Below are 21,992 nucleotides of genomic sequence, written 5' to 3' on the forward strand. Positions count from 1 at the left end.
GGAGCGGATGATGCGGGACGCGAAGATCACGCAGATCTACGAGGGGACCAACCAGGTCCAGCGGATCGTGATGGCCCGCAACCTCCCGTAACCCGAAGCCGCAGCCCCGGGCTCGGCACGTACGGCCCCCGACCGCAGGTCCGCGGTCGGGGGCCGTGTTTCGTCCGGCGTCGAACCTTCCTGGACGTGGCGCCCTCGTCGATGTCATAAATGATCGTCAATTCTTTGCAGGGGCACGACGATTGCGGGAGATCGACGATCATGAGCAGCACCCCTGAGCAGCACCCCGCCGGCAAGGTCTGGCTGGTCACCGGCGCCAACTCCGGCTTCGGCCGGGCGATCGCCGAGGCCGCACTGGCGGCCGGTGACACCGTCGTGGCCGCCGCCCGGCGCCCCGAGACGCTGGCGGAACCGGCCGCCGCGCACCCGGACCGGCTCTTCCCGGTCGCCCTGGACGTCACCGACCAGGAGCGGATCGCGGCGGTCGTCGCGGAGACCGTCCAGCGGCACGGCAGGATCGATGTCCTGGTGAACAACGCCGGGCGCGGGCTGGTCGGGGCCGTCGAGGAGTCCACCGACCGCGAGCTGCGGGACCTGATGGAGCTGCACTTCTTCGGCCCGGCCGCGCTCACCCGGGCCGTGCTGCCGCACCTGCGGGCCCAGGGCTCGGGCGCGGTGGTGCAGATGAGCAGCATGGGCGGCCGCTTCAGCTTCCCCGGGGTGGGCGCCTACTCGGCCACCAAGTTCGCCCTGGAGGGGCTGTCCGAGGCGCTGGCCAAGGAGGTGGCCGGCTTCGGGATCAAGGTGTTGATCGTGGAGCCCGGCGCGTTCCGGACCGGCTTCGCGGGTGGCGGCGCGCTCGCCTACTCCACCCCGATCGAGGCGTACGAGCCGATCGTCGCCCCGGTCCGCACCGGGCTGCCGGACACCGACGGCAAGCAGGCCGGCGACCCGGTGAAGGCCGCCGAGGCGATCCTGGCCGCGCTGGCCGCCGAGCGGACCCCGCTGCGGCTCGCGCTCGGCAGTGACGCGGTGGACGCCGTCCTCGGCACCCTCGACGAGGCGCGCCAGGAGACCGAGGCCTGGGCGGCGGTCGGGCGCGGCACCGACTTCCCGGCCGGCGCGTAGCCCGCCGGGCGGTCGGAAGGCCGCGACGGAAAACCGTGCGACGGCGGGCAGCCGCGCTCCGTAGGCTGCCCGCCGTGCCGACCACGCCTGCCACGCTCCGCCTGGCCCCCCTCACCCCCGAGAACCTCGACGCCGCGCTCGCCCTGCGGGTCCGCCCCGGCCAGGAGGGCCTGGTGGCGCCGGTGGTGAAGTCGCTGGCCGAGGCCTATGTGCACGGGGAGACCGCCTGGCCCCGGCTGGTCCTGGACGGCGAGCGGCCGGTCGGCTTCGTGATGGCCTTCTTCGACATCGCCTTCCACCCCGACCGCCCCGACGACCGCCCCCGCTCGGGTCTGTGGCGGCTGCTGATCGACGCCGGGCAGCAGCGCGGCGGCTACGGCCGCTTCGCCGTCGAGCAGGTCTGCGCCGAGATCCGCCGCCGTGGCGGCACCCGCGCGACGGTCACCTACGTCCCGGGCCCGGACGGCCCGGCGGAGTTCTACGCCCGCCTCGGCTTCCGCCCGACCGGCGAGACCAGCGGCGACCAGACCGTCGCCGAACTGGACCTCCCGCCGCTCAGCTGAGCAGTGCCGCCGCCTGCTCCCGTGCCTGCCGCAGCCATCCGGCGCGTTCGGCGGCGGGGGAGTCGGTGACCGTGCGGAACACCGTCCGCCGTACGTCGGTGACCCCGACGTACGGCAGCACGCAGGCCACCCAGATCCGCTCCAGCGGGTCGCCGAACTCCTCGCGCTCCCGGGCCTCCGGGGTGTCCGAGGTGTTCAGCACCAGCGCCCGCCCGGCCCGCAGCAGCCCGGCCGGCTCGCCGTCGGCCGTCCCGAGCTTGTACGCGACGCCGGGGGCCAGCACCCGCTGCACCCAGCCGGTGAGCACCGCGGGCGGCATGCCCCACCAGTTGGGGTGGATCAGCACCAGCGCGTCCAGGGTGGCCACCTCGGCCCGGTGCAGGGTCAGGTGCGGATCCTCGGACCGTTCCGCCGCGGCCACCGTGCCGGTCTCCTCGGCGGTGAGCAGGGGCGCGAAGCCCTCCGCGCAGAGGTCGTGGGCGCGTACCTCGCAGCCGCGCCCGCGCAGTTCGTCCACCACGGCCCCGTACAGCGCGTGGTTGAAGCTGCCCGGCCGCGGATGCGCCAGGTAGACCCCGATCGTGCTCATCTTCCGTCCCCCTCGGGCTGGTTGGCGGGATCGATGCTACGGCCGGCAGCTGCCGGGTAGGGTCGCGGACCATGACCGAGCCGGACTTCCTCACCGAGACCAGGGCGTTTTACGACGCCATCGCCACCGAATACACCGACCTCTTCCGGGACCATCTGAGCCGCACGCCGATGGACCGGGCGATGCTGGCGCTCTTCGCGGACCTGGTCCGCGAAGAGCGGCCGGACGCCAGGACGGCCGAACTCGGCTGCGGCCCGGGCCGGATGACCGGACCGCTGCACCGGCTCGGCCTGGACGTGCACGGGATCGACCTCTCGCCGCGGATGGTCGAGCTGGCCCGGCAGGCCCACCCGGAGGTGCCGTTCAGCGTCGGCTCGATGTTCGACCTCCCGTTCCAGGATGGGGAGTTGACGGGCGTGGTGGCCTGGTACTCGATCATCCACACCCCGGCGGAGCGGCTGCCCGAGGTGTTCGCCGAGTTCGCCCGGGTGCTCGCCCCCGGCGGCCACCTGATGCTCGCCTTCCAGGTCGGCGACCAGCCCTCGCGCCAGGAGCGGCCCCTCGGGTACCCGGTGTCGCTGGACTTCCGCCGACTGCGGCCGGAGCACGTCGAGGAACTGGCCCGGGAGGCCGGCCTGCCGGTCACCTCCCGTACGGTCCGCGAGCCGGAGGCGGACGAGAAGACCCCGCAGGCCTACCTGCTGGCCCGCAAGCCGAAGGCCTGAGGGCTCCTACGCGGCCTCGGACGAGGACGGCGGCTGCCCGGAGGCGGCCGCGATCACCTCGTCCAGCACCTCGCGGGAGCGCAGCAGGTCGTTGATCGTCCGGTCGATCCGCTCGCGCTCCGCGGTGAGCTCGTCGACCAGCAGCGGGGTGGCGATCTCGCTCGGGCTGCCGTCGGAGTCCCGCATGCAGGGGAGGATCTTGTAGATGGTGCGGCTGTGCAGTCCGGCCGCGAACAGCTCCTGGATGTGCACGACCCGGTCGACGGCGGCCTCCGGGTACTCCCGGTGGCCGCCCTCGGTGCGGCGGGCGGCCAGCAGGCCCTGCTGCTCGTAGTAGCGCAGCGAGCGCTCGCTCACGCCCGTCCGCCGGGCCAGTTCGCCGATCCGCATGCCGTCCACCCCGTCGTCCCGGTCGCCGTCCCGCACCAAGGTCTGAAGCCGACCTCGATGGTAGCCACGCCGGCTCCGGCCGGGGAGGCGCGAACCGGAGCGCGCGACCGGGCGGCAGGGATAACACAGTCGCGTGCGAGCTCACCCGTCCGGGGGTGGCGCGCGGCGAACAGGCGATCGTGCCATGATCCCTGCATGGCTTCCAACGTTTTCTTCGACATCACGATCAACGACGAGCCGGCCGGCCGGATCGTCTTCAAGCTGTTCGACGAGGTCGTCCCCAAGACCGCCCGGAACTTCCGCGAGCTGGCCACCGGCCAGAACGGCTTCGGCTACGAGGGCTCCGGCTTCCACCGCGTGATCCCGGCCTTCATGCTCCAGGGTGGTGACTTCACCAACCACAACGGCACCGGTGGCAAGAGCATCTACGGCGAGAAGTTCGCGGACGAGAACTTCCAGCTCAAGCACGACCGCCCGGGCCTGCTGTCGATGGCCAACGCCGGCCGCAACACCAACGGCTCGCAGTTCTTCATCACCACCATCGTCACCGACTGGCTGGACGGCAAGCACGTCGTCTTCGGCGAGGTCGTCGAGGGCATGGACCTGGTCAAGAAGATCGAGGGCCTCGGCTCGCAGAGCGGCCGCACCTCGGCCAAGATCGCCATCGCCAAGTCCGGCGTGGTCGAGTAATCACCGCCGCCCCCTGGCACGCACCGCCCCGGAGCGGGACGTCGGATCTTCCGGCCTCCCGCTCCGGGGCGGTTCCGTACCCGTCTCCACGCCCGTCTCCACGCTCGTCTCCATGCCTGTTCCGCGGCCGGCCGCGGTGCGGCGGGCAGGGTAGCCCGGAGCGCGGCCGTCCGGGCCGGAACCGGGCAATCCTGCCGCCTTCCGTCGCCGGGGCCCTACGCTCGATTCGGACGCGGCCCCAGCCGCGGCCGAACTCGACTCTGCGGCAAGGTGGTTGACCGATGGTGGAGCAGGGCGCCGACGACGGCGAGGTGACCTACGAACAGGTGACGGTGGTCTCCCTGGCCGGCTGTGAGCCGGTCGGCCCGGCGCGGTTCGCCGTCAGGGTCGCCCGCGAGGGCATGACCGTGAAGCGGGTGGCGGGCTACTGGGTGCACTGGGACGAGCGGTGGGGTGCGGAGGAGATCCGCCACCACGCCCGCTGGGTCGCGGACGAGGAGTACGTGCGGCCGGACACCGGCAGCCTGGACGGCACCCTCGCGGTGATGGTCGCCGCCTACTGGACGGACCCGGCGGGCGCCTTCCCGCGCCGCCCCGGCACCGAGACCGTGGTGACCTTCCGGCCCGGCGAGACCGAGCACGAACTGGTGCTGGAGCAGCCCGCCCCGGCCGCCGCCCCGCACCGCCCGGCCTCGCTGTCGGTGCAGCTGACCCACGCGAGGTGGCTGAGCGGCGACGGGCAGCCGATCCACTACGGCTTCTCGGGCGCCACCGAGTCGGCCGGCGGCGAGGGGGAGTGGCTGGTCCGCTTCCCGGAGTGCGGCACCGGCCTGCTGCCGTACGTCTAGGACGTTCCGGAGGGGCTCGGAGCGGGCCGGGCCGGCACCGGCGAGGGCCCCCGGCCACCTGTCCGCATCCCCACCTTGCGCGCCGGTGCGCCGGCCCAGATCTCTCCGGGCCCGGTCGAGCGGGTGAGTACCGCGTTGGCCCCGACGACGGTGCCCGCGCCGACGGTCAGCACGCCCTCCTTGCACACCACCTTGGCGCCCGCGCACAGCACCGCGCCGTCCTCGACCACCACCCGCCGCATCGCGCTCTCCTCCTGCGGCACCCACGGATCCGCCCGGCCGATGGTCACGCCGTTGTAGAGCGTCACGCCGGCGCCGAGGGTGGTGTACGGGTGCAGCACGGTGCCGAAGCCGCGGTGGAAGACGACCAGTCCGGGCCCGATCTCGCAGGCGGCGGGCACCTCCATCCCGTAGAGCGCGAGCGCCTCCTGGACCAGGCGGCCCAGGAGGCGGTGGCGGCGGTGGCGGATCAGCGCGGTGACGAGCGACATCCACCCATTGTGGCGGCGTCGTCACGAGAAGTCACAAGGCTACTTGAACTCCGGTACCGCGGTGTCGTTCTTGAAGGCGTCGAAGACCTGCTTGGACTTGTTGGTGTCCCACAGCACGGCGGACTCGCCTGTCTTGGTCCGGTAGTCCGGGTTGCCGATCGGCACGGTCAGCGACTTGCCGCTGCCGCCGTTGACGTCCTTCATGGCGAGGAAGAGCGAGCCGAGGTCGGTCAGCCCGCAGTCCTCGTCGACGATCAGGGTGCCGAGCGCCGAGTCGACCAGCGGGTAGAAGGTGAACGGGTTCAGCAGGTTGCCCGGGGAGGCGGCCTGGTGGGCCAGGGCGCCGAGGAACTTCTGCTGGTTGCGCATCCGGCCGAGGTCCTGGTCGGCCATCTGGTGGCGCTGGCGGACGAAGGCCAGGGCCTGCTTGCCGCTGAGGGTCTGGTCGCCGGCCTTGAGGTCGAGCCCGGAGTCCTTGTCCTTGACGTCCTGGTCGATGTGCATCTCGACGCCGCCGATCGAGTCGACGACGCCGACGAAGCCGCCGAAGCCGATCTCGGCGTAGTGGTCGATCCGGATGCCGGTGTTCTGTTCGACGGTCTGGACCAGCAGCCGGCCGCCGCCGTTGCCGAAGGCCGAGTTGATCTTCGCGGTGGTGCCCTTGACCGGCTTGCCGTTGCTGCCCGGGTGCTCGGGGATCGGCACCCAGGAGTCGCGCGGGATGCTCATCAGGGTGTTCCCGTTGTCCCCGACGTGCAGGATCATCATCGAGTCGCTGCGCTTGCCCTCGGTGTCGTGCCCGGTGTGCAGGTCGTCCTGCTCGGTGTCGGTGAGGCCCTGGCGGCTGTCGGAGCCGACGATCAGCCAGTTGGTGCCCTTGCCCGCGGCCGGGCGGCCGGGGTAGTCGGCGAGCACGTTCTCGTGGTTGAGCTTGGAGTCCGCCCAGAACCAGGTGGAGACGGCGGTCACCATGACGGCGATCAGCACGCCGAAGACCGACCACTTCACGATCCGCCGCCGCGGCCAGCGCCGGGCCTGGGCACCGGCCGGGCGGGTGCCGCCAGGCCCACCCGGGCCACCCGGGCGACCATGACCGCCGGGACCACCGGGACCGCCGGGACCGCCGGGCCCGCCCGGGCCACCGGGCCCGCCCGGGCCACCGGGCCGCCCCGGGCCGGCGGGACGGGCACCGGGTGCGCCGGCCCCCTGTGGCGGGACACCGCCGAGCCGGGACGGCCCCGGCTGCCCCGGCTGCCGTGGCGCGGGCGCCCCCGGCCCGCGCGGGTTCAGCGAGGACGGCAGCGGCGGCTCGGCCGAGCCGCCTCCGCCGTTCCCGCCGTACGGGTTCCCGCCGCCCCCCGGGCGGCCCTGCTGCCACGTGTTCATGCCGACGAGGATGCCCGACCCCGGTGGGGCTGACTCCCCCCGGGGGGTCCGCCAGGCCTCTTGTAGCAGTTTTGATGCATGTGCCGGATCGTTCCGCCGCAACGTCCGGACACCCGGCGTTCCGGCTGCTGAAACGTTTCTTGACCAGCGCGAACACAGCGTGTTTGCATTCCGGGCATGGACCAGCGTTGGGCACTCACGCGTCGGCGGCACGTCGACCTGCGGCGTGGTGTGGCCTGTTCGCTCTGTCGCGGCTGACACTCGCCCGTCGAATCCCGTCCTCCCCGCGCACGTCCGCCCGACGCAGCGCCCCCCGGTGCCCCGCGCACCGTTCCCGGTACCGGCCCCCACCGCAGCGCCTTCCCCCGCTGTGCCGTGCCGCCCCGCTTCCAGCCAGAGGTGAACCCATGGCCGTCGTCCTGTCCGTTTCCGGCTCCCCGTCCGCCACCTCCCGCACCACCCGACTGCTGCGCCACGTCGACGCGCGGCTGGCGGAGCGCGGCCACCACGTCGTCCCCTTCGAGGCCCGCAGCCTGCCCGCGCAGGCGCTGCTGTCGGGCGACTTCGACCACCCCGAGATCGTCGCCGTCACCGAGCTGTTCGCCCGCGCCGACGGCGTGGTCATCGGCACCCCCGTCTACAAGGCCGCCTACTCGGGCCTGCTGAAGGCCCTGCTGGACGTGCTCCCGCAGTACGCGCTGACCGGCAAGGCCGTCCTGCCGCTCGCCACCGGCGGCTCGCACGCGCACGTCCTCGCGGTGGACTACGCGCTGCGCCCGGTGCTCAGCTCGATGGGCGCCGGCCACATCACCCAGGGCTGGTTCGTGCTCGACCGCCACATCACCGCCCGGGAGGACGGGACGACCCTGGTGGAGCGCGGGACCGAAACGCTGCTGGCCCCGGTCGTGGAGGGCTTCGCCACGGCCCTGGAACGCCTGGCCGCACCCGCGCTGACGAGCTGACGGACCGTCGCCGCGGCCCGTACGGGGCGTCCCCGAGACGGGCCGCGGCGACCCCTAGGGGGACCCGCGCCGCGCCCCGTAGAACCTTGGTTGAGCGGCTTCATTCCGGCGGATGACGAGCCCTTTGCCGACGACTCCTAACGTGGTTCACACATCCCCACCCGCCAGGAAGCGGCCCGATCACGTCGGGTCCGGTGGCCAGGTCCACCGGGAGGGTGGAGACAACTCCCGGTCGAGGACTACCGCCTGCGCCATGTCGCGAGGCGGGCGGGCCCGTGAGGCTGGGGGCCAACGGGTGAGCGCATCTTCCATAGGAGAGTCCAGTGACGACGGCAGCAGCAGCCGTGTACGACCCCCAGCTTCCCGGCGGAGCGTCCGCCGTCGCCGCGTCGGCCCGTCAGGTCACCAAGGCGTACGGCGCGGGCGAGACCAGGGTGACCGCGCTCGACGCGGTCGACGTCGACATTCAGCGCGGCCGGTTCACCGCGATCATGGGCCCCTCGGGTTCCGGCAAGTCCACCCTGATGCACTGCCTGGCGGGCCTCGACACGGTCACCTCCGGGCGGATCTGGATCGGCGACACCGAGGTCACCGGCCTCAAGGACAAGCAGCTCACCAGGCTCCGGCGCGACAAGATCGGCTTCATCTTCCAGGCGTTCAACCTGCTCCCGACCCTGAACGCGCTGGAGAACATCACGCTCCCGATGGACATCGCCGGGCGCAAGCCCGACCAGGCCTGGCTGGACCAGGTGGTGGAGACGGTCGGCCTGTCCGGCCGGCTCAAGCACCGCCCCACCCAGCTCTCCGGCGGCCAGCAGCAGCGCGTCGCGGTGGCCCGGGCACTGGCCGCCCGCCCCGAGATCATCTTCGGGGACGAGCCCACCGGGAACCTCGACTCCCGCTCCGGCGCCGAGGTGCTGACCTTCCTGCGCCGCTCGGTCGACGAGCTGGGCCAGACCATCGTGATGGTCACCCACGACCCGGTCGCGGCCGGCTACGCGGACCGCGTGCTCTTCCTCGCCGACGGCGTGATCGTGGACGAGATGCACGCGCCCACCGCCGACTCCGTCCTCGAACGCATGCGCCGCTTCGACGGCAAGCGCACCAGCTGAGCGGCGGGACGACACCATCATGCTGCTCAAGACCTCACTGCGGAGCTTCTTCGCCCACAAGGGCCGGATGGCGCTCTCGCTCATCGCCGTCGTGCTGTCGGTGGCCTTCGTCTCCGGCACCCTGGTGTTCTCCGGCACCGCCACCGGCACCTTCGACAAGCTCTTCGCCGCGACCGCCTCCGACGTCTCGGTCCAGCCGCCCAAGCCGGCCGAGGACGAGGAGCAGCAGGCCGCCGTCAAGCCGCAGACCGTCCCGGTCGCGCTCGCCGACCAGGTCGCCGCGGTGCCGGGCGTGAAGAAGGCCGTCGGCCAGGTCATGGTCGGGAACGCGGTCCTGGTCGACCCGGCCACCAACAAGCTGGTCGGCCCGACCACCGGCGCACCCACCCTGCTCGGCAACTGGACCGACACCCCGCGCAACCCGGTCACCATCACCTCCGGCCACGCGCCGAGCGGCTCCGGCGAGCTGGTGCTGGACGCGGACACCGCGAAGAAGGCCAGGCTCGGCCTCGGCGACCGGATCAGGGTCGAGAACTCCGGCGGCCGCCACGACCTCACCATCGTCGGCATCGCCACCTTCACCGCCACCAACCCGGGCGCGGCGCTCGGCTTCCTGGACACCCCGACCGCTCAGCAGATGCTGCTCGGCGAGCCCGCCTACACCTCGATCGAGGCCTTCGGGGACGGCAGCCTCGGCAACGACCGGCTCAAGGCCGACACGGCGGCCAGGATCGGCGGCGGCTACCAGGTCAAGACCGCGGCCGAGCAGAAGGACGAGAACACCAAGCAGGTCGGCAGCAGCCTCGACTTCATGAAGTACGCGATGCTCGGCTTCGCCCTCGTCTCGGCGATCGTCGGCGCGTTCCTGATCGTCAACACCTTCTCGATGCTGGTCGCCCAGCGCACCCGGGAGATCGGCCTGCTGCGCGCCATCGGCGGCAGCCGACGGCAGGTCAACCGCTCGGTGCTGGTCGAGGCGCTGATCCTGGGCGTGCTCGGCTCGACCCTCGGGGTGGCGGCCGGCCTGGGCGTCGCGGTCGGCCTGATCAAGCTGATGAACGCGCTCGGCATGGACCTCAAGACGGCCGACCTCCAGGTCGGGCCGGACGTCTTCGCCGCCGGCTACGCGCTCGGCATCGTGGTCACCCTGGTCGCGGCCTGGTTCCCGGCCCGCCGGGCGAGCCGGATCTCGCCCATGGCCGCCCTGCGCGACCACGGCACTCCGGCCGAGGGCCGCGCCAACCTGGTCCGTACGGTCCTCGGCCTGCTGCTGACGGCCGGCGGCGGCGCCCTGCTGGTGCTCGGCGCGCGGGCGGAGAAGGCGGCCACCGGAGGCCAGTACCTGGGCCTGGGCGTGGTGCTCACCCTGATCGGGTTCGTGGTGCTCGGCCCGCTGCTGGCCTCGGCCGTCGTCCGGGTGCTCGGTGCGCTGCTGCCGACGCTGTTCGGGCCGTCCGGCAAGCTCGCCCAGCGCAACGCGATGCGCAACCCGCGTCGGACCGGCGCCACCGCCGCCGCGCTGATGATCGGCCTGGCGCTGGTGATCGCCTCCTCGGTCTTCAGCTCCTCGGCGGTCACCTCGGCCGGCGCGCAGATCGACAAGTCGGTGGGTGTGGACTACATCATCGGCGGCGGCCGCGCAGAGGTCACCACCGAGATGACGGACATCGTGCGCCGGACCCCGGGCATCGACCACGTCACCGTCCAGAAGGGCTTCCACGCCAAGGTCCAGCTGCCGGACGGACGGCAGGCGAAGACCGGCCTGGACGCCGTGCCGCCCGCCTTCTTCGCCACCGACTTCCGTCCGACCGTCAAGTCCGGTGCGGTGGACTCGATCGGGCGCGGCTCGCTGGGGATCGGCGAGGCCTTCGCGAAGGACTTCGGCCTGAAGGTCGGGGACCGGGTGACCGTCGACTACGGCAAGGGCCACGTCCAGGAGCTGCCGGTCGGGGTGGTCTTCGCCAAGGGCGAGCTGTTCGGCAACGGCTCCTTCGTGGACCTGGACACCATGGCCAAGGCGGTCCCCGCCGCCGAGCAGCCGCAGGTGGAGACCGTCTTCGCCAAGGCCTCCCCGGGCACCGACGTCGCCAGGACGCTGGCCGCCCTGCAGGACGGGCTCAAGGAGTACCCGCAGCTGACCGTCAAGGACCAGGCCGGCTACAAGGAGCTGGTGCAGTCCCAGGTCAACACCCTGCTCTACCTGATCTACGGGCTGGTCGCCCTCTCGATCACGGTCGCGGTGCTCGGCGTGGTCAACACCCTGGCGCTGTCGGTGGTCGAGCGGACCCGCGAGATCGGCCTGCTGCGGGCGATCGGGCTCTCCCGCCGCCAGCTGCGCCGGATGATCCGGCTGGAGTCCGTGGTGATCGCGGTGTTCGGCGCCGTCCTCGGCACCGGGCTGGGCCTCGCCTGGGGCGTCACCGTCCAGGGGGTGCTGCGGGACCAGGGCCTCGGGACGCTCTCCGTCCCGACCACCATGGTGGCGATCACGCTGGTCTCCTCGGTGCTGATCGGCCTGTTCGCCGCGCTCGTCCCGGCCTTCCGGGCCGGACGGATGAACGTCCTCGCGGCCATCGCGACGGACTGACCCGGCGCCGGGGGGCGCCGGGCCCCAGGGCACGGGGGAACGGGGGAACGGGGCCGGGCGCGCACAGCACCCGGCCCCGGTGCCGTTCCCCGCCCGTGCCCGACGGCTCCGGCTGGGGTGCGTTCCGTTTCCCCCGTGCTGGGATGATCGTCCGATGTTCCCCTCGGACGCCCCGCCCCTGCCCAGCGCCGCGCCCCTCACCACCGCGGCCGCCGCCCGCTGGCGCGCCGCCCGGACCGCCTGGCGGCTGGACAGCCGGTGGCTCGCGCTGCTGCCGATCGCCTTCCTGGCCCTGGCCGCCGCCGTGGAGCCGGACAGCGGAGGGGTCTGCAACGCCCAGGGCATCTGCCGGGAGACCTGGGGCGAGACCCTGGCCGTCTGGACGCTGCCGGCCGAGGCCATCGTGCTGGTCGGCAGACCCCGCGTCCGGCCGCTCGTCCCGGTCGCCGCCCTGGCCCTGTTCTGGTACCTCCCGAACGGCCTGGTCACCCCGCTCGCCCGCTGGTCCGCCGTGCTGCTGCACCTGCTGCTGGCCGCCGTCCTGATCGTCGCCGACCTCGGCCGCCGACGGGCCCGCCAGCAGCTCGACGAACTGATGGCCCCGCCCGTCTCCTTTCCCTGGACGGCCGCCGGGGCGCCCTCGCCCGTCCACCCCCCGCACCCGCCGGTCGGGCGGCGGGTGCTCGGCGGCCTGTTCCTGGTAGCCGCCGCCGCGCTGCCGTTGTACGGCCTGTGGGCGCAGTACCAGCAGGAGGAGCGGGACGGCGCGGCCGTGCGGGTCACCGGCACCGCCGGGGAGTTCGACCAGGACGGCCTGCTGACCGTCCACTACCAGGCCCCCCAGCGCGGTGACGTGCTGGTTGCCGCACCGCCCGGCAGCGCCGCCGGGCCCACCGCGAAGCTGGACGTGTGGTGGGCCGAGCGCCCGCAGCCGGGGCAGGCGATTCCGCTGCTGCTGGACGGCGACCGGGTCCGCGCGCTGGGCGACGACTACGACCTGTCCGGCGAGGCGCTCCTCGGCGGCCTGCTCGCCCTGCCCGGGCTGCTGCTGCTCGGCTCCGCCCTGGCCCACGACGTGCGCCGCACCCGGCCCGCCTTCGAGGGCGCCGCTCCCGCCCTGGCCGTCCGGGTCAGGGCCGACGCCCAGGGCGACCTGCTGGTGCTCCCGGTGGACGGCCCGGCGGACGGGCCCGCGCTGTGGCGGCTGAAGGAGCGGGAGCGCTACTACTGGGCCCGGGAGGGCCACCCGGACATGCCGGACCGCCCGGGCCCGGGCTGGCTGCCCGAGCACCCCGACCTGGAGGGCCACGAGGAGGACTACCCCGAGCCGGAACTGCGGCACGACCCGGACGAGGAGGAGTACGGCGAGCTCTTCGACCGCGCCACCCCGGAACAGGCCGCCGCCTGGCTGGCCCGGGCCGGCCGCACCGTGCCGGCCGTGCTCCACGGCGGTCCGGACGGGCCCGACCCCCAGCTGCTCGTCCGCCCCGGCCTGCTGGACGGCGACCCGCACTGGGTGGCGGCCGTGATCGCCCCCGCCGCCCGGGCCCCGCGCCTCGGCCGGCGCTCCGGGCGCTACCGCGAACGCGAGCTGGCCGTCGCCGCGCTGACCGCCGACACGGTCGCCGCCGCCCCCGAGGCCGGCCCGGACGCCGAGCCACTGGCCGCCCGCCGCTGGGAGATGCCGCTGCCGCTGCGGGCGGCGGCCGGACCGCTGGCGGCGCTGCTGGTCGCCACCGCCGTCGTGCTGCTCGACGACGACGGCTGGTGGGAGGGGCTGCTGCGCCCGCTGTGGATCGGGTCGCTGGCGATCCTCGCCTGCGCCCAGACGCTGTCCTGGCAGCTGGTGGCCGACCGCAACGGCCTGCGGGTGGCTACCGCGCTGCGCACCCGCAGCTACCGGTGGACGGAGATCTCCGCGGCGGCGGTGCACCGGAACCTGCTCACCATCCGGCTGCGCAGCGGCCGGGAGTTCTCCTTCTTCAGCCGCCCGACGGTCTGGCTGGCCGCCCTCTTCGGCGGCCGGTACGACCCGGTGGCGCTGGCCCGGACCGTCGCCACCGCCGCCCACCGCCCCGACCTGCGCCCGGCGCAGGCCCTGCCGGACCGGCTGGGCGGCCCCCAGCACCTGGTGAACCGGCTCGCGCTGACCGGTTACGCGGTGTTCACCGTCGCCCACTACGCCCTCTGAACCCGCCCCGGACGGGCACCGGATCCACACCGCTTCCAGGCTGCGCGTAAAGGAGGAGTACGGTGTTCTTGATCACAGTACCGGTGGCGCGCCGCGAGGCGCCCGCGGCCGCCCGGACCGGGACAAGACGAGGACGCGTCCGCACCGGTACGGTTGGCCCCGATGAACACCAAGGCTGCTGAGGAGCTGCCGGCTGTTTCCGTGATCATGCCGGTGCTCAACGAGGAACGTCACCTGCGCACGGCGGTCCGGCGCATCCTGGACCAGGAGTACCCCGGGCCGATCGAGGTGGTGATCGCCCTCGGTCCATCCACCGACCGCACCGCGGAGATCGCGGCCGAGCTGGTGGCCGAGGACGGGCGGGTGCGGACGGTGGAGAACCCCACCGGCCGGACACCGGCCGGGCTGAACGCTGCGATCCGGGGCTCCCGGCACCCGATAGTCGTGCGCGTGGACGGCCACGGCCTGCTCACCCCCGGCTACATCACCACGGCGGTCCGGCTGCTCGGCGAGATGGACGCGGCCAACGTCGGCGGCATCATGCACGCCGAGGGCGAGACCGAGTGGGAGAACGCGGTCGCCACCGCGATGACCTCCAAGATCGGCGTCGGGAACGCGGCCTTCCACACCGGCGGCCTGGCCGGCCCGGCGGACACCGTCTACCTCGGGGTGTTCCGGCGCGAGGTGCTGGAGAAGCTCGGCGGCTACAACGAGGAGTTCATCCGCGCCCAGGACTGGGAGCTGAACTACCGGATCCGCCAGGACGGCGGCCTGGTCTGGTTCACCCCGCAGCTCAAGGTGACGTACCGGCCCCGCCCCTCGGTGCGGGCGCTGGCCAAGCAGTACAAGGACTACGGCCGCTGGCGCCGGGTGGTCACCCGCTACCACCGCGGCTCGGTCAACCTGCGCTACCTCGCCCCGCCGACCGCGCTGGCGGCGGTCGTCCTCGGCCTGGTGCTCGGCGTCGCCGTCCATCCGGGCTTCCTCACGGTGCCCGGCGCGTACCTGCTGGGCATCCTCGGCGGCGCGGCGGTCGAGGGCCGCGGACTGTCGTTCAAGGCCAGGACGCTGCTGCCGGTGGCCTTCGCGACCATGCACCTCAGCTGGGGATTCGGCTTCCTGACCTCACCGCGCTCGCTGGCCCGAAGAGTGATCGCCAGCGTCGGCCCGTCCTCCAAGGACGTGCTCTCGAAAACCAGCTGATTCGTTTCGGCACCGCTGTCGCCGGTGCGCACGGCGACAGTTGAGGACGGGTCGGGGGCGGCCCGGACCGAGCCGGGCACGGACGCCGGCGAACGGGCCGCGACCGGCGCCGGGACGGCGGCCCGGCCGAGGGGGTGGCGCTCCGTCGGAGCTGCTCGGTCGGCGGACGGCCGCCGGGGGTGCCTCCGGACCGCCGAGCGGTACCGCGAGGAAGACGGAACCCCCTGCGCCCGGAGGGGCCTGTCGTCGCTACTTGGCGCAGACGTCGGTGTCGTCCGCCTGCACCCGCTGGAGGTCCGCGGGGGCCTCGGTGGGCGCCTCCGTCGGGTTGGCGGGGGCGGCCAGCACGTCCTTGCCGAGCACCAGCAGCAGCCCGCCCTTCGGGTCCGGCTTCGCGGCCGGCCGGACGGCGTCACCGGGCAGGCCGAGGGCGGCGGCCAGGGCGTAGGCCTGGGCCTCCTGGCCGGTCGGGTAGGACACCGTGGTGGTCTCGGCGAGCGGTGCGTCGCTGCCCACGGCGGCCTTGTCGAAGCCCTTCGCCCGGAGCTTCTCCACGGTCGGCCCGGACTGTCCGCGCTTGCCGCTGCCGTTGCGCACCGTCAGCTGGATGCCCTTGGTGGCGGGGGCCGGGGCGGTGGCGGTCGGGGCCTGCGACGCGGGCGCGGCGCCGGTGGCCGGGGCCTCGGGGGCGGGCGGTGCGGCGGTCTCGGTCAGCGAGCGGTCGCCCGCGATCATCGCGAACAGCTGCTGGGCGTCCGGCTGCTTGAGCACCAGCCGGTTCTCGTCCTTGGGGTCGTCCAGGACGGGGACGGTGGCGAAGGTGATGTTCTTGGTGTCCACCTTGCTGATGTCCAGCGCGAGGTCCTTGAGCTTGTCCACGCTGCCGATGCCGGAGTCCACGGTGAGCGCCTTGGTGGCGGCGTCCGCGAGCTTGTAGAGCTTGGCCGGGCTGGTCAGGGTGTCGTCGCTCTTGATCTTGCGGATCATCGAGCTGATGAACTGCTGCTGGAGCGGGATCCGGGTGAGGTCGCCGCCCTGGCCGACCGCGTGCCGGGTACGGACGAAGGCCAGCGCCTCCTCGCCCTCGATCACGTGCCGCCCCTTGGTCATCTTGAGGTGGGAGCCCGAGTCGTCGATGTCCTTGGCCGCGCAGACCTCGACCCCGCCGACCGCGGTGGACAGGGTCTTCACCGCCTCGAAGTTGACCTGCACGAAGTGGTCGACCCGGATGCCGGTGGTCTTCTCGATGGTCTTCCAGGTGCAGCCCGCGTCGCGTCCCTCCTGGCCGAGGCTCTTGTTGAACATGTCCCGGGGCGAGCCCTGGATCTTCTTCCCCTGGGCGTCCAGGCACTCCGGGATCGGCACCATCAGGTCGCGCGGGAGACTGACCACCGTCGCGTTGGAGCGGTCCTTGGCGATGTGGAACAGCAGGGTGGTGTCGGCGTGCCCGGTGCTGCCCTCGTCGCCGTACTCCCGCCCGAGGCCCTCCCGGCTGTCCGTCCCGATCACCAGGATGTTCAGTGCGTCCCCGGCGGCCGGGGGGCGCTCGGACTCGTCGCCCAGCTGGACCTTGACCGAGGTCAGGTTGTCGTTGAAGTGCCGGTACAGGTAGTACGCCCCGCCGCAGCCCGCCACCATCACCAGGGCGCCCGCCCCGGCCGTCCACTTGACCGCCCGGCGGCGCCGGTTGCGCTTGGCGAGCGCGGCCGCCCGTCGCCGGCTGTCCCGGCGGCCCTCCGCGGCCGGCGCCTCGGGCGCTTCGGCGACCCGGCGGCGCTGCCGGGGGAGGCCGGGGGCCGGGTCCACCCGGAACCGGCCGGCTTCCGGTTGCTCCTCGTGCACGGGGGCTCCCTACCTTCGACCGGTCATGGCGGACCGCCCGTACGGACGGGCCGATCCGGACACAGTAGACGAGCCGAACGGGGGAGTCGTTCCCGATGTGATCTCCGCCATGTTCTGGCAGCGCGGAGGTAAATACCGCTCGTGGCCGAGCAATTGCGGAAGCATCCGGAGTGGTCGGCGGCACCGGCCGGAGCGCCCCGGGGGCGTCCGGAGGGCAGTCGGCTCAGTGCGGGGCGCAGGCGTCCACGTCGGCGGTGCGCCCCTCGAAGGTGGGCGAGGCGTCCGCCGTGGGCGATGCGTTCGCCGCCGCCTCGGCCGTCGCGCCCGTCCCGGTGCCCGACTCCGGGCCCGCCGCCGTCCCCGGCGAGGGTTCCGCCCCCTGGACCGGGCCCGGCGAGACCGTGGGCGCGGGCGGCCGGACGGCGACCGGCTGGTCCTCCCGCAGCGCCGCGAACAGCTGACCGGTCTGCGGCTGCACGAACTCGTCCCGGTCCGAGTCGTAGCGGTACGGACGGCGCGGCGCGGTCAGGAGGGCCACGTCCACCGAGGGGATGCCGCGCAGGTCCCGGGTGAGGTCGTACAGCGCGCCGAGCGAGGACAGCCCGCCGTCCGCCCGGACCGAGGAGGTCGCGGCGTCCAGCACCGGCCACAGCTTCGCCGGGTTCAGCAGCACGCCCTGCGACTGCACCTTGCGGACCAGCGAGGCCAGGAACTGCTGCTGGCGGCCCATGCGCTGGGTGTCGCTGCCGTCGCCCAGGCTCTCCCGGGCCCGGACGTAGCCGAGCGCCTGCTCGCCGTGCAGGCTCCGCCGGCCGGCCGGCAGATCGAGCTTGGCGTCCTTGTCGTGGATCGGCTGCGGCACGCACACCTCGACCCCGCCGATCGCGTCCACCATCGTCTTGAAACCGCTGAAGTCGAGGATCACGTAGTGGTCGATCCTGATGCCGCTCAGCTGCTCGACGGTCCGGATCGAGCAGGCCGGGCCGCCCGTCTGGAAGGCCTGGTTGAACTGCATCAGCGCGGGCGTGCTGCGGGCGCCGCCCGGCTGCTCGCAGGCGGGGACGGCGACCATGACGTCGCGCGGGACGGAGACCGCGGTCGCGCGCTTCCGGTCGGCGGCCAGGTGCAGCAGGATCGTGGTGTCCGAGCGCTGGCCGCCCGCCTCACCGCCGTACGCGCCGTTCGGGCCGGAGCGGTCGTCGCTGCCGATCAGCAGGAGGTTCTCGGCGCCCTGTGCTCCGGCGGTGCGGTTCGGCCGCTCGGCCTCCAGCTCGGCGAGCAGCCGGTCGGTGGCCGAGTCGGTGCGGATGTTGCCGTCCAGCTTGCGGTAGGCGATCCAGAACAGCACCCCGGCGGCGACCAGCAGGAACGCGCCGACGCCGGCGGTGGCGATCAGCCACCGCCGGCGCCGGCGCCGGCGTCCGGTCCCGCCCGGAGGGGTGTCCGTCGACGGGCCGTCCTGCGCGGGACCGTTCTTCGGGGGAGGGGCGGTCGGGGGGTGCTCGGTGTCGTCCTCGGCCATGGCAGCGATTCCTACCCGCCAGGGCCGGGTCGGGGGTTAGCCGAGGCGCAGCGTCACCCGTTCGGATTCCGTTCGCTTCTCCCACTGCCCGGCGTCCAGCGCCTGCGAGTTGCGGCACAGCACCACCGAGGCGCCGGCCGCCAGCGGCGCCAGCAGACCGGCCTCCAGACCCGTCCAGTCGTCGTACGCGAGGGTGGACAGAACCCGGTCGCCGGGCTTCAGGCCGAGCCGCACCGCGCCCTCCCGGGCCAGTGCCACGGTCTGCTCCCCCGTCAGCTTCAGCGGCAGCCCGTCCACCGCGGTCTCCAGCGCCTGCCCGTCCGGGGCGACGGGGGAGTACGGCGCGAAGCGGTCGCCCTGGCCGGGCACCTCGGCGGCGTAGTCGAGGAAGCCGTCCGGGCGCTGCGGGAAGCGGCCGCCGAGCGGGCGCAGCGCGAGCGCGACCCGCTCGCCCTCGCAGGCCTGGGCGGCCTCCAGTCCGTCCGGGCCACTGACCACCAGGTCGGCGGCGGCCGGGTCGCCGCTCGGCACCGCCGTCACCCCGACCGACCAGCAGGCCAGCAGCCAGACGGCGCTCTGCCAGTGGGCGGGCAGCAGCAGCGCCGCCCGGTCGCCGGGGCCGGCGTTCAGCTCGTCCTGGAGGAGGTTGGCGGTCTTGGCCACCCAGTTGTCGAAGGTGCGGGCGGACAGCTCCACCCGTTCGCCGGTGGCGTCGTCGTAGAAGGTGACCAGCGGGGCCGCGGGATCGACCGAAGGGGTGCCGCCGCGCAGGAATGCGTGCAGCAGCTCGACGGGGGTGCGGGCATCGGCAGCGAAAGGCGCAGTCATGGTGCGCCCCAGCCTACGGCCTTCGGGTGGGAGGCCGGGAGGGGCGGCCGAACGGGTGCGGAGCGGCGTGCGGGCGGTCCGGTTTGCGGCGACGATCCGTTTTATGCGCTTCTCACTACCAGCCGCCCTGCTTGCCGGCTGCACCACTGCCCTCCTCCTCCAGCCCGCCGCCGCTGCGACCCCCTCACCGATACCGCAGCGCCGTGACTTCGCCGGCGGCGGCTCGACCACCTCCCTCCCGCTGCCCGCCGGGTTCGGCCTCGCCCCGCGCGGCACCGAACCGTTCGAACTCCTCGGCCTCGGCTGGGACGGCCCGGCGGACGCACTCGCCGGCGCGGTGGTCCGGGTCCGCACCCGGGACGCGGCCACCGGCCGCTGGACGGACTGGCACCGGCTGGAGGCCGATTCCACGGACGGCCCCGACCTCGCGGCGCGCGGCGCCACCGCCCCGCTGTGGACCGGCCGCAGCAACGGCGTCGCGGTCGAGGTCCGGCCCGGGCCCGCCGGAGTGCCGCCCGGGCTGCGGCTCGACCTGGTCGACCCGGGGAACGGCGCCGCCTCGACCGCCGCGAAGATCCTGCCCGCGGAGCCGCCGAGGGCGTTGTCCGAGCCGCCGACGGGGTCGCACGCCGAGGCCAACGGCCAGGCTCCGCGCCCGGCGATCGTCACCCGGGCCGGCTGGGGCGCCGACGAGTCGCTGCGCGACCCGGACTTCGTGTACACCGGCCCGGTCCGCGAGGTCTTCGTCCACCACACCGACACCGCCACCGAGTACGCCTGCACCGACGCACCCCGGATGATCCGGGCGATCTACCAGTACCACGTGGAGACCAACGGCTGGCGGGACATCGGCTACAACTTCCTGATCGACCGCTGTGGCTCCGTCTACGAGGGCCGGGCCGGCGGCGTCGAGCGGTCCGTCCACGGGGCCCACACCCTCGGCTTCAACACCGACTCCGCCGGCATCGCCGCGATCGGCACCTACGTCGACGACCAGCCGGCCCAGCCCCTCCTCGACGGCCTCGCCGCCATCGCCGCCTGGAAGCTCGGCCTCACCGCCCAACCCGCCGACGGCCGCACCAAGCTCACCTCCGGCTCCTCCTCCAGCCGCTACCCCAAGGGCACCGTCGTCGACTTCGACGCCATCTCCGGCCACCGCGACGCCGTCGCCACCGAATGCCCGGGCAGTGCCCTCTACGCCCGACTCCCCGACCTGCGCGCCACGGCGGCCGGCCTCCAGGCCTCCTGACCCCGACGCGTCCGCTCCTTCCTCCCCACCTCCCTCCTTCCCCGCGTCCCGACAGGGCCGCGGGGAACTGCGCGTGGCGGAAGGCGACTCGGGCCGCCCGATCCCGGTGCCCGGCCGCCGCCCCTCCTGGTCCGTCCGACCCCCCGCGTATCGTTCATATCCGGAGGCAACACGGGAGGCGACAGCACAGTGGAAGCAGTACGGCGCTGGCGCCCGGCCTTCCCGCTGGACGTCGCCCGCACCCTGCTCCCGCTGCGCCGCGGCCCCGCGGACCCGGCGTACCGCAGCACCGGCGACGGCGCCGTCTGGCGCGCCTCCCGCACCCCGGCCGGCATCGGCACCCTGCGCGTGCTGCCGCGTCCGGCCGCCGGCGAGGTGGAGGCGAGCGCCTGGGGTCCGGGCGCGGACTGGCTCCTCGACCGGCTCCCCGCCCTGCTCGGCGCCGAGGACGTCCCGGAGGCCCTGGTCCTGCCGCCCGGCCCGCTGCGGGACGCCCAGCGCCGTACCGCCGGAGTCCGGCTGACCAGGACCGGCCTGGTGCTGGAGTCGCTGGTCCCGGCGATCCTGGAGCAGAAGGTCACCACCGACGAGGCCTACCGCGCGTGGCGCACCCTGCTGCGGGACTTCGGCACCCCGGCGCCGGGCCCGGCCGAGGGCATGCGGGTGGCGCCGTCGGCCCGCGAGTGGGCCATGGTGCCGAGCTGGGAGTGGCACCGGGCGGGCGTGGACCCCAAGCGCTCCGCGACGATCATGCGCGCGGTCCGGCTGGCGCCGCGACTGGAGGCGGCCTCGGCGATGGGCCACGAGGAGGCCTTCGCCCGCCTCACCACGGTTCCGGGCATCGGAGTCTGGACGGCCGCCGAGACCCTGCAGCGGAGCAACGGTGATGCGGACGCGGTCTCGGTCGGGGACTTCCACCTGCCCAACCTGGTCGGCTGGGCGCTGGCCGGCCGCCCCCGCAGCGACGACGCCCAGATGCTCGCCCTGCTGGAGCCCTACCGCCCCCAGCGCCACCGGGTCTGCCGCCTCCTGCTGTCCACCGGCGCCCGCGCCCCCCGCTACGGCCCCCGCCTGACCCCCAACGACCACCGCCACCGCTGAGCGGAAAGCACCGCCTGGTGTACACCCGGATGTGTACGCTTGAGTCATGACCGACGCACTGAACATCCGGGAACTGCGCGCACGCCTCGCCGAGGTGGTCACCCAGGCCGAGGCCGGAGAGATCACCGTGATCACGCGCAAGGGAGAGCGCGTCGGCGCGGTCGTGCCGATCGAGATTCTCGACGCCATAGAGGACGCGGAAGACGAGCTCCTTGCCCGTGAGGCGGAGAAGCACCGGAACGAACCCACGGTGAGCATGGCCGAACTCCTGGCGGACCTCTTCGAAGAGCCTCCGGGCGCCGCCGGGAGCGCTGCGTGAAGTACGCGTTCCGATTCACCTCGCACGCCCGGCGGAATCTACGCGGCATCGGCCAGGCTGATGCCATGCAGATTCTCGCCGCGCTCACCCTGCTCGGCGACGATCCGTATGCTGACGGACCGGATGTCAAGAAGCTGACGGGCCATGCGGGCCTCTACCGTCTCCGCGTCGGCATCTACCGCGTGGCGTACGAGATCCACGACGACGTGTTGGTGATCCTCGTCGTGAAGGTGGGCAACCGCCGCGAGATCTGCCGAAGCCTCTGA

General features: G+C 73.6%; 22 protein-coding genes. 15 read left to right on the forward strand and 7 right to left on the reverse strand.

Features of this window, described 5'->3' with window-relative positions; genetic code table 11:
- From AB0O11_RS34565 to AB0O11_RS34575, 3 genes are all read left to right on the forward strand, one after another.
- Positions 1-91, forward strand: a 91-nt coding sequence (locus AB0O11_RS34565; protein WP_144385854.1) for an acyl-CoA dehydrogenase family protein, incomplete at its 5' end; no start/stop codon positions are given.
- 170 nt (positions 92-261) lie between these two features.
- The gene (locus AB0O11_RS34570) at positions 262-1,128 is read left to right on the forward strand and encodes an oxidoreductase (RefSeq protein WP_363394970.1); all 867 of its coding nucleotides are present in this window, start codon (positions 262-264) and stop codon (positions 1,126-1,128) included.
- A gap of 74 nt (positions 1,129-1,202) precedes the next feature.
- Entirely contained in the window at positions 1,203-1,691 is a 489-nt protein-coding gene (locus AB0O11_RS34575) for a GNAT family N-acetyltransferase (protein ID WP_363394973.1), read from the forward strand.
- Here the strand turns inward: AB0O11_RS34575 and AB0O11_RS34580 are convergent.
- Positions 1,684-2,280 carry an NAD(P)H-dependent oxidoreductase gene (locus AB0O11_RS34580; RefSeq protein WP_363394976.1) on the reverse strand — a complete coding sequence of 199 codons (597 nt, stop codon included), beginning with the start codon at positions 2,278-2,280 and terminating at the stop codon, positions 1,684-1,686. The genes AB0O11_RS34575 and AB0O11_RS34580 overlap by 8 nt on opposite strands.
- Positions 2,281-2,351: 71 nt before the next feature.
- Between AB0O11_RS34580 and AB0O11_RS34585 the strand changes: the two genes are divergently transcribed.
- Positions 2,352-3,005, forward strand: coding sequence for a methyltransferase domain-containing protein (locus tag AB0O11_RS34585; RefSeq protein ID WP_363394979.1), 654 nt, complete (start codon positions 2,352-2,354; stop codon positions 3,003-3,005).
- A 6-nt stretch (positions 3,006-3,011) separates the two neighbouring features.
- Here the strand turns inward: AB0O11_RS34585 and AB0O11_RS34590 are convergent, their stop codons facing one another.
- Positions 3,012-3,395, reverse strand: coding sequence for a MerR family transcriptional regulator (locus tag AB0O11_RS34590; protein WP_224283741.1), 384 nt, complete (start codon positions 3,393-3,395; stop codon positions 3,012-3,014).
- A 195-nt stretch (positions 3,396-3,590) separates the two neighbouring features.
- On the opposite strand from AB0O11_RS34590, the gene AB0O11_RS34595 reads away from it, so the two are divergent.
- Positions 3,591-4,085, forward strand: a complete 495-nt coding sequence (locus AB0O11_RS34595) for a peptidylprolyl isomerase (RefSeq protein ID WP_363394982.1) — start codon at positions 3,591-3,593, stop codon at positions 4,083-4,085.
- A gap of 281 nt (positions 4,086-4,366) precedes the next feature.
- Positions 4,367-4,933 (forward strand): hypothetical protein, encoded by a 567-nt coding sequence (locus tag AB0O11_RS34600; RefSeq protein ID WP_363394985.1) that lies wholly within the window; start codon positions 4,367-4,369, stop codon positions 4,931-4,933.
- Here the strand turns inward: AB0O11_RS34600 and AB0O11_RS34605 are convergent.
- Entirely contained in the window at positions 4,930-5,424 is a 495-nt protein-coding gene (locus AB0O11_RS34605; RefSeq protein ID WP_363394988.1) for a hypothetical protein, read from the reverse strand. The genes AB0O11_RS34600 and AB0O11_RS34605 overlap by 4 nt on opposite strands.
- 39 nt (positions 5,425-5,463) lie before the next feature.
- Complete coding sequence (locus AB0O11_RS34610; protein WP_363394991.1) at positions 5,464-6,432, reverse strand: LCP family protein; 969 nt, start codon at positions 6,430-6,432, stop codon at positions 5,464-5,466.
- Between the two features lie 785 nt (positions 6,433-7,217).
- On the opposite strand from AB0O11_RS34610, the gene ssuE reads away from it, so the two are divergent.
- The 5 genes from ssuE to AB0O11_RS34635 all read left to right on the forward strand — a co-directional run bounded on the left by ssuE (position 7,218) and on the right by AB0O11_RS34635 (position 14,865).
- Complete coding sequence (ssuE, locus tag AB0O11_RS34615) at positions 7,218-7,772, forward strand: NADPH-dependent FMN reductase (RefSeq protein ID WP_363394994.1); 555 nt, start codon at positions 7,218-7,220, stop codon at positions 7,770-7,772.
- 344 nt (positions 7,773-8,116) lie between these two features.
- A complete protein-coding gene (locus tag AB0O11_RS34620) occupies positions 8,117-8,884 on the forward strand; it encodes an ABC transporter ATP-binding protein (RefSeq protein ID WP_363395071.1) in 768 nt (255 codons plus the stop codon).
- Positions 8,885-8,903: 19 nt separating this feature from the next.
- A complete protein-coding gene (locus tag AB0O11_RS34625; protein ID WP_363394997.1) occupies positions 8,904-11,471 on the forward strand; it encodes an FtsX-like permease family protein in 2,568 nt (855 codons plus the stop codon).
- A 154-nt stretch (positions 11,472-11,625) separates the two neighbouring features.
- The gene (locus tag AB0O11_RS34630; protein ID WP_363395000.1) at positions 11,626-13,662 is read left to right on the forward strand and encodes a hypothetical protein; all 2,037 of its coding nucleotides are present in this window, start codon (positions 11,626-11,628) and stop codon (positions 13,660-13,662) included.
- A gap of 162 nt (positions 13,663-13,824) precedes the next feature.
- Positions 13,825-14,865 carry a glycosyltransferase family 2 protein gene (locus tag AB0O11_RS34635; RefSeq protein WP_363395003.1) on the forward strand — a complete coding sequence of 347 codons (1,041 nt, stop codon included), beginning with the start codon at positions 13,825-13,827 and terminating at the stop codon, positions 14,863-14,865.
- A gap of 249 nt (positions 14,866-15,114) precedes the next feature.
- On the opposite strand, the gene AB0O11_RS34640 is transcribed toward AB0O11_RS34635, so the two are convergent.
- The 3 genes from AB0O11_RS34640 to AB0O11_RS34650 form a co-directional block, all read right to left on the reverse strand.
- Entirely contained in the window at positions 15,115-16,707 is a 1,593-nt protein-coding gene (locus AB0O11_RS34640) for an LCP family protein (protein ID WP_363395007.1), read from the reverse strand.
- Between the two features lie 223 nt (positions 16,708-16,930).
- A complete protein-coding gene (locus AB0O11_RS34645) occupies positions 16,931-18,229 on the reverse strand; it encodes an LCP family protein (protein WP_363395010.1) in 1,299 nt (432 codons plus the stop codon).
- A 36-nt stretch (positions 18,230-18,265) separates the two neighbouring features.
- Complete coding sequence (locus AB0O11_RS34650; RefSeq protein WP_363395013.1) at positions 18,266-19,057, reverse strand: TIGR03089 family protein; 792 nt, start codon at positions 19,055-19,057, stop codon at positions 18,266-18,268.
- A 103-nt stretch (positions 19,058-19,160) separates the two neighbouring features.
- On the opposite strand from AB0O11_RS34650, the gene AB0O11_RS34655 reads away from it, so the two are divergent.
- From AB0O11_RS34655 to AB0O11_RS34670, 4 genes are all read left to right on the forward strand, one after another.
- On the forward strand, positions 19,161-20,306 hold the full coding sequence (locus AB0O11_RS34655; protein ID WP_363395016.1) for an N-acetylmuramoyl-L-alanine amidase: 1,146 nt from the start codon (positions 19,161-19,163) through the stop codon (positions 20,304-20,306).
- Positions 20,307-20,495: 189 nt separating this feature from the next.
- A complete protein-coding gene (locus AB0O11_RS34660) occupies positions 20,496-21,407 on the forward strand; it encodes a DNA-3-methyladenine glycosylase 2 family protein (protein WP_363395019.1) in 912 nt (303 codons plus the stop codon).
- Positions 21,408-21,453: 46 nt separating this feature from the next.
- Positions 21,454-21,726: a type II toxin-antitoxin system Phd/YefM family antitoxin gene (locus tag AB0O11_RS34665; RefSeq protein WP_363395022.1), complete on the forward strand. Its 273-nt coding sequence runs from the start codon at positions 21,454-21,456 to the stop codon at positions 21,724-21,726.
- Complete coding sequence (locus AB0O11_RS34670) at positions 21,723-21,992, forward strand: type II toxin-antitoxin system RelE/ParE family toxin (RefSeq protein WP_363395025.1); 270 nt, start codon at positions 21,723-21,725, stop codon at positions 21,990-21,992. The genes AB0O11_RS34665 and AB0O11_RS34670 overlap by 4 nt, the downstream gene beginning before the upstream one ends.

The organism is Kitasatospora sp. NPDC093102, from assembly GCF_040683915.1.
Lineage (GTDB): Bacteria > Actinomycetota > Actinomycetes > Streptomycetales > Streptomycetaceae > Kitasatospora.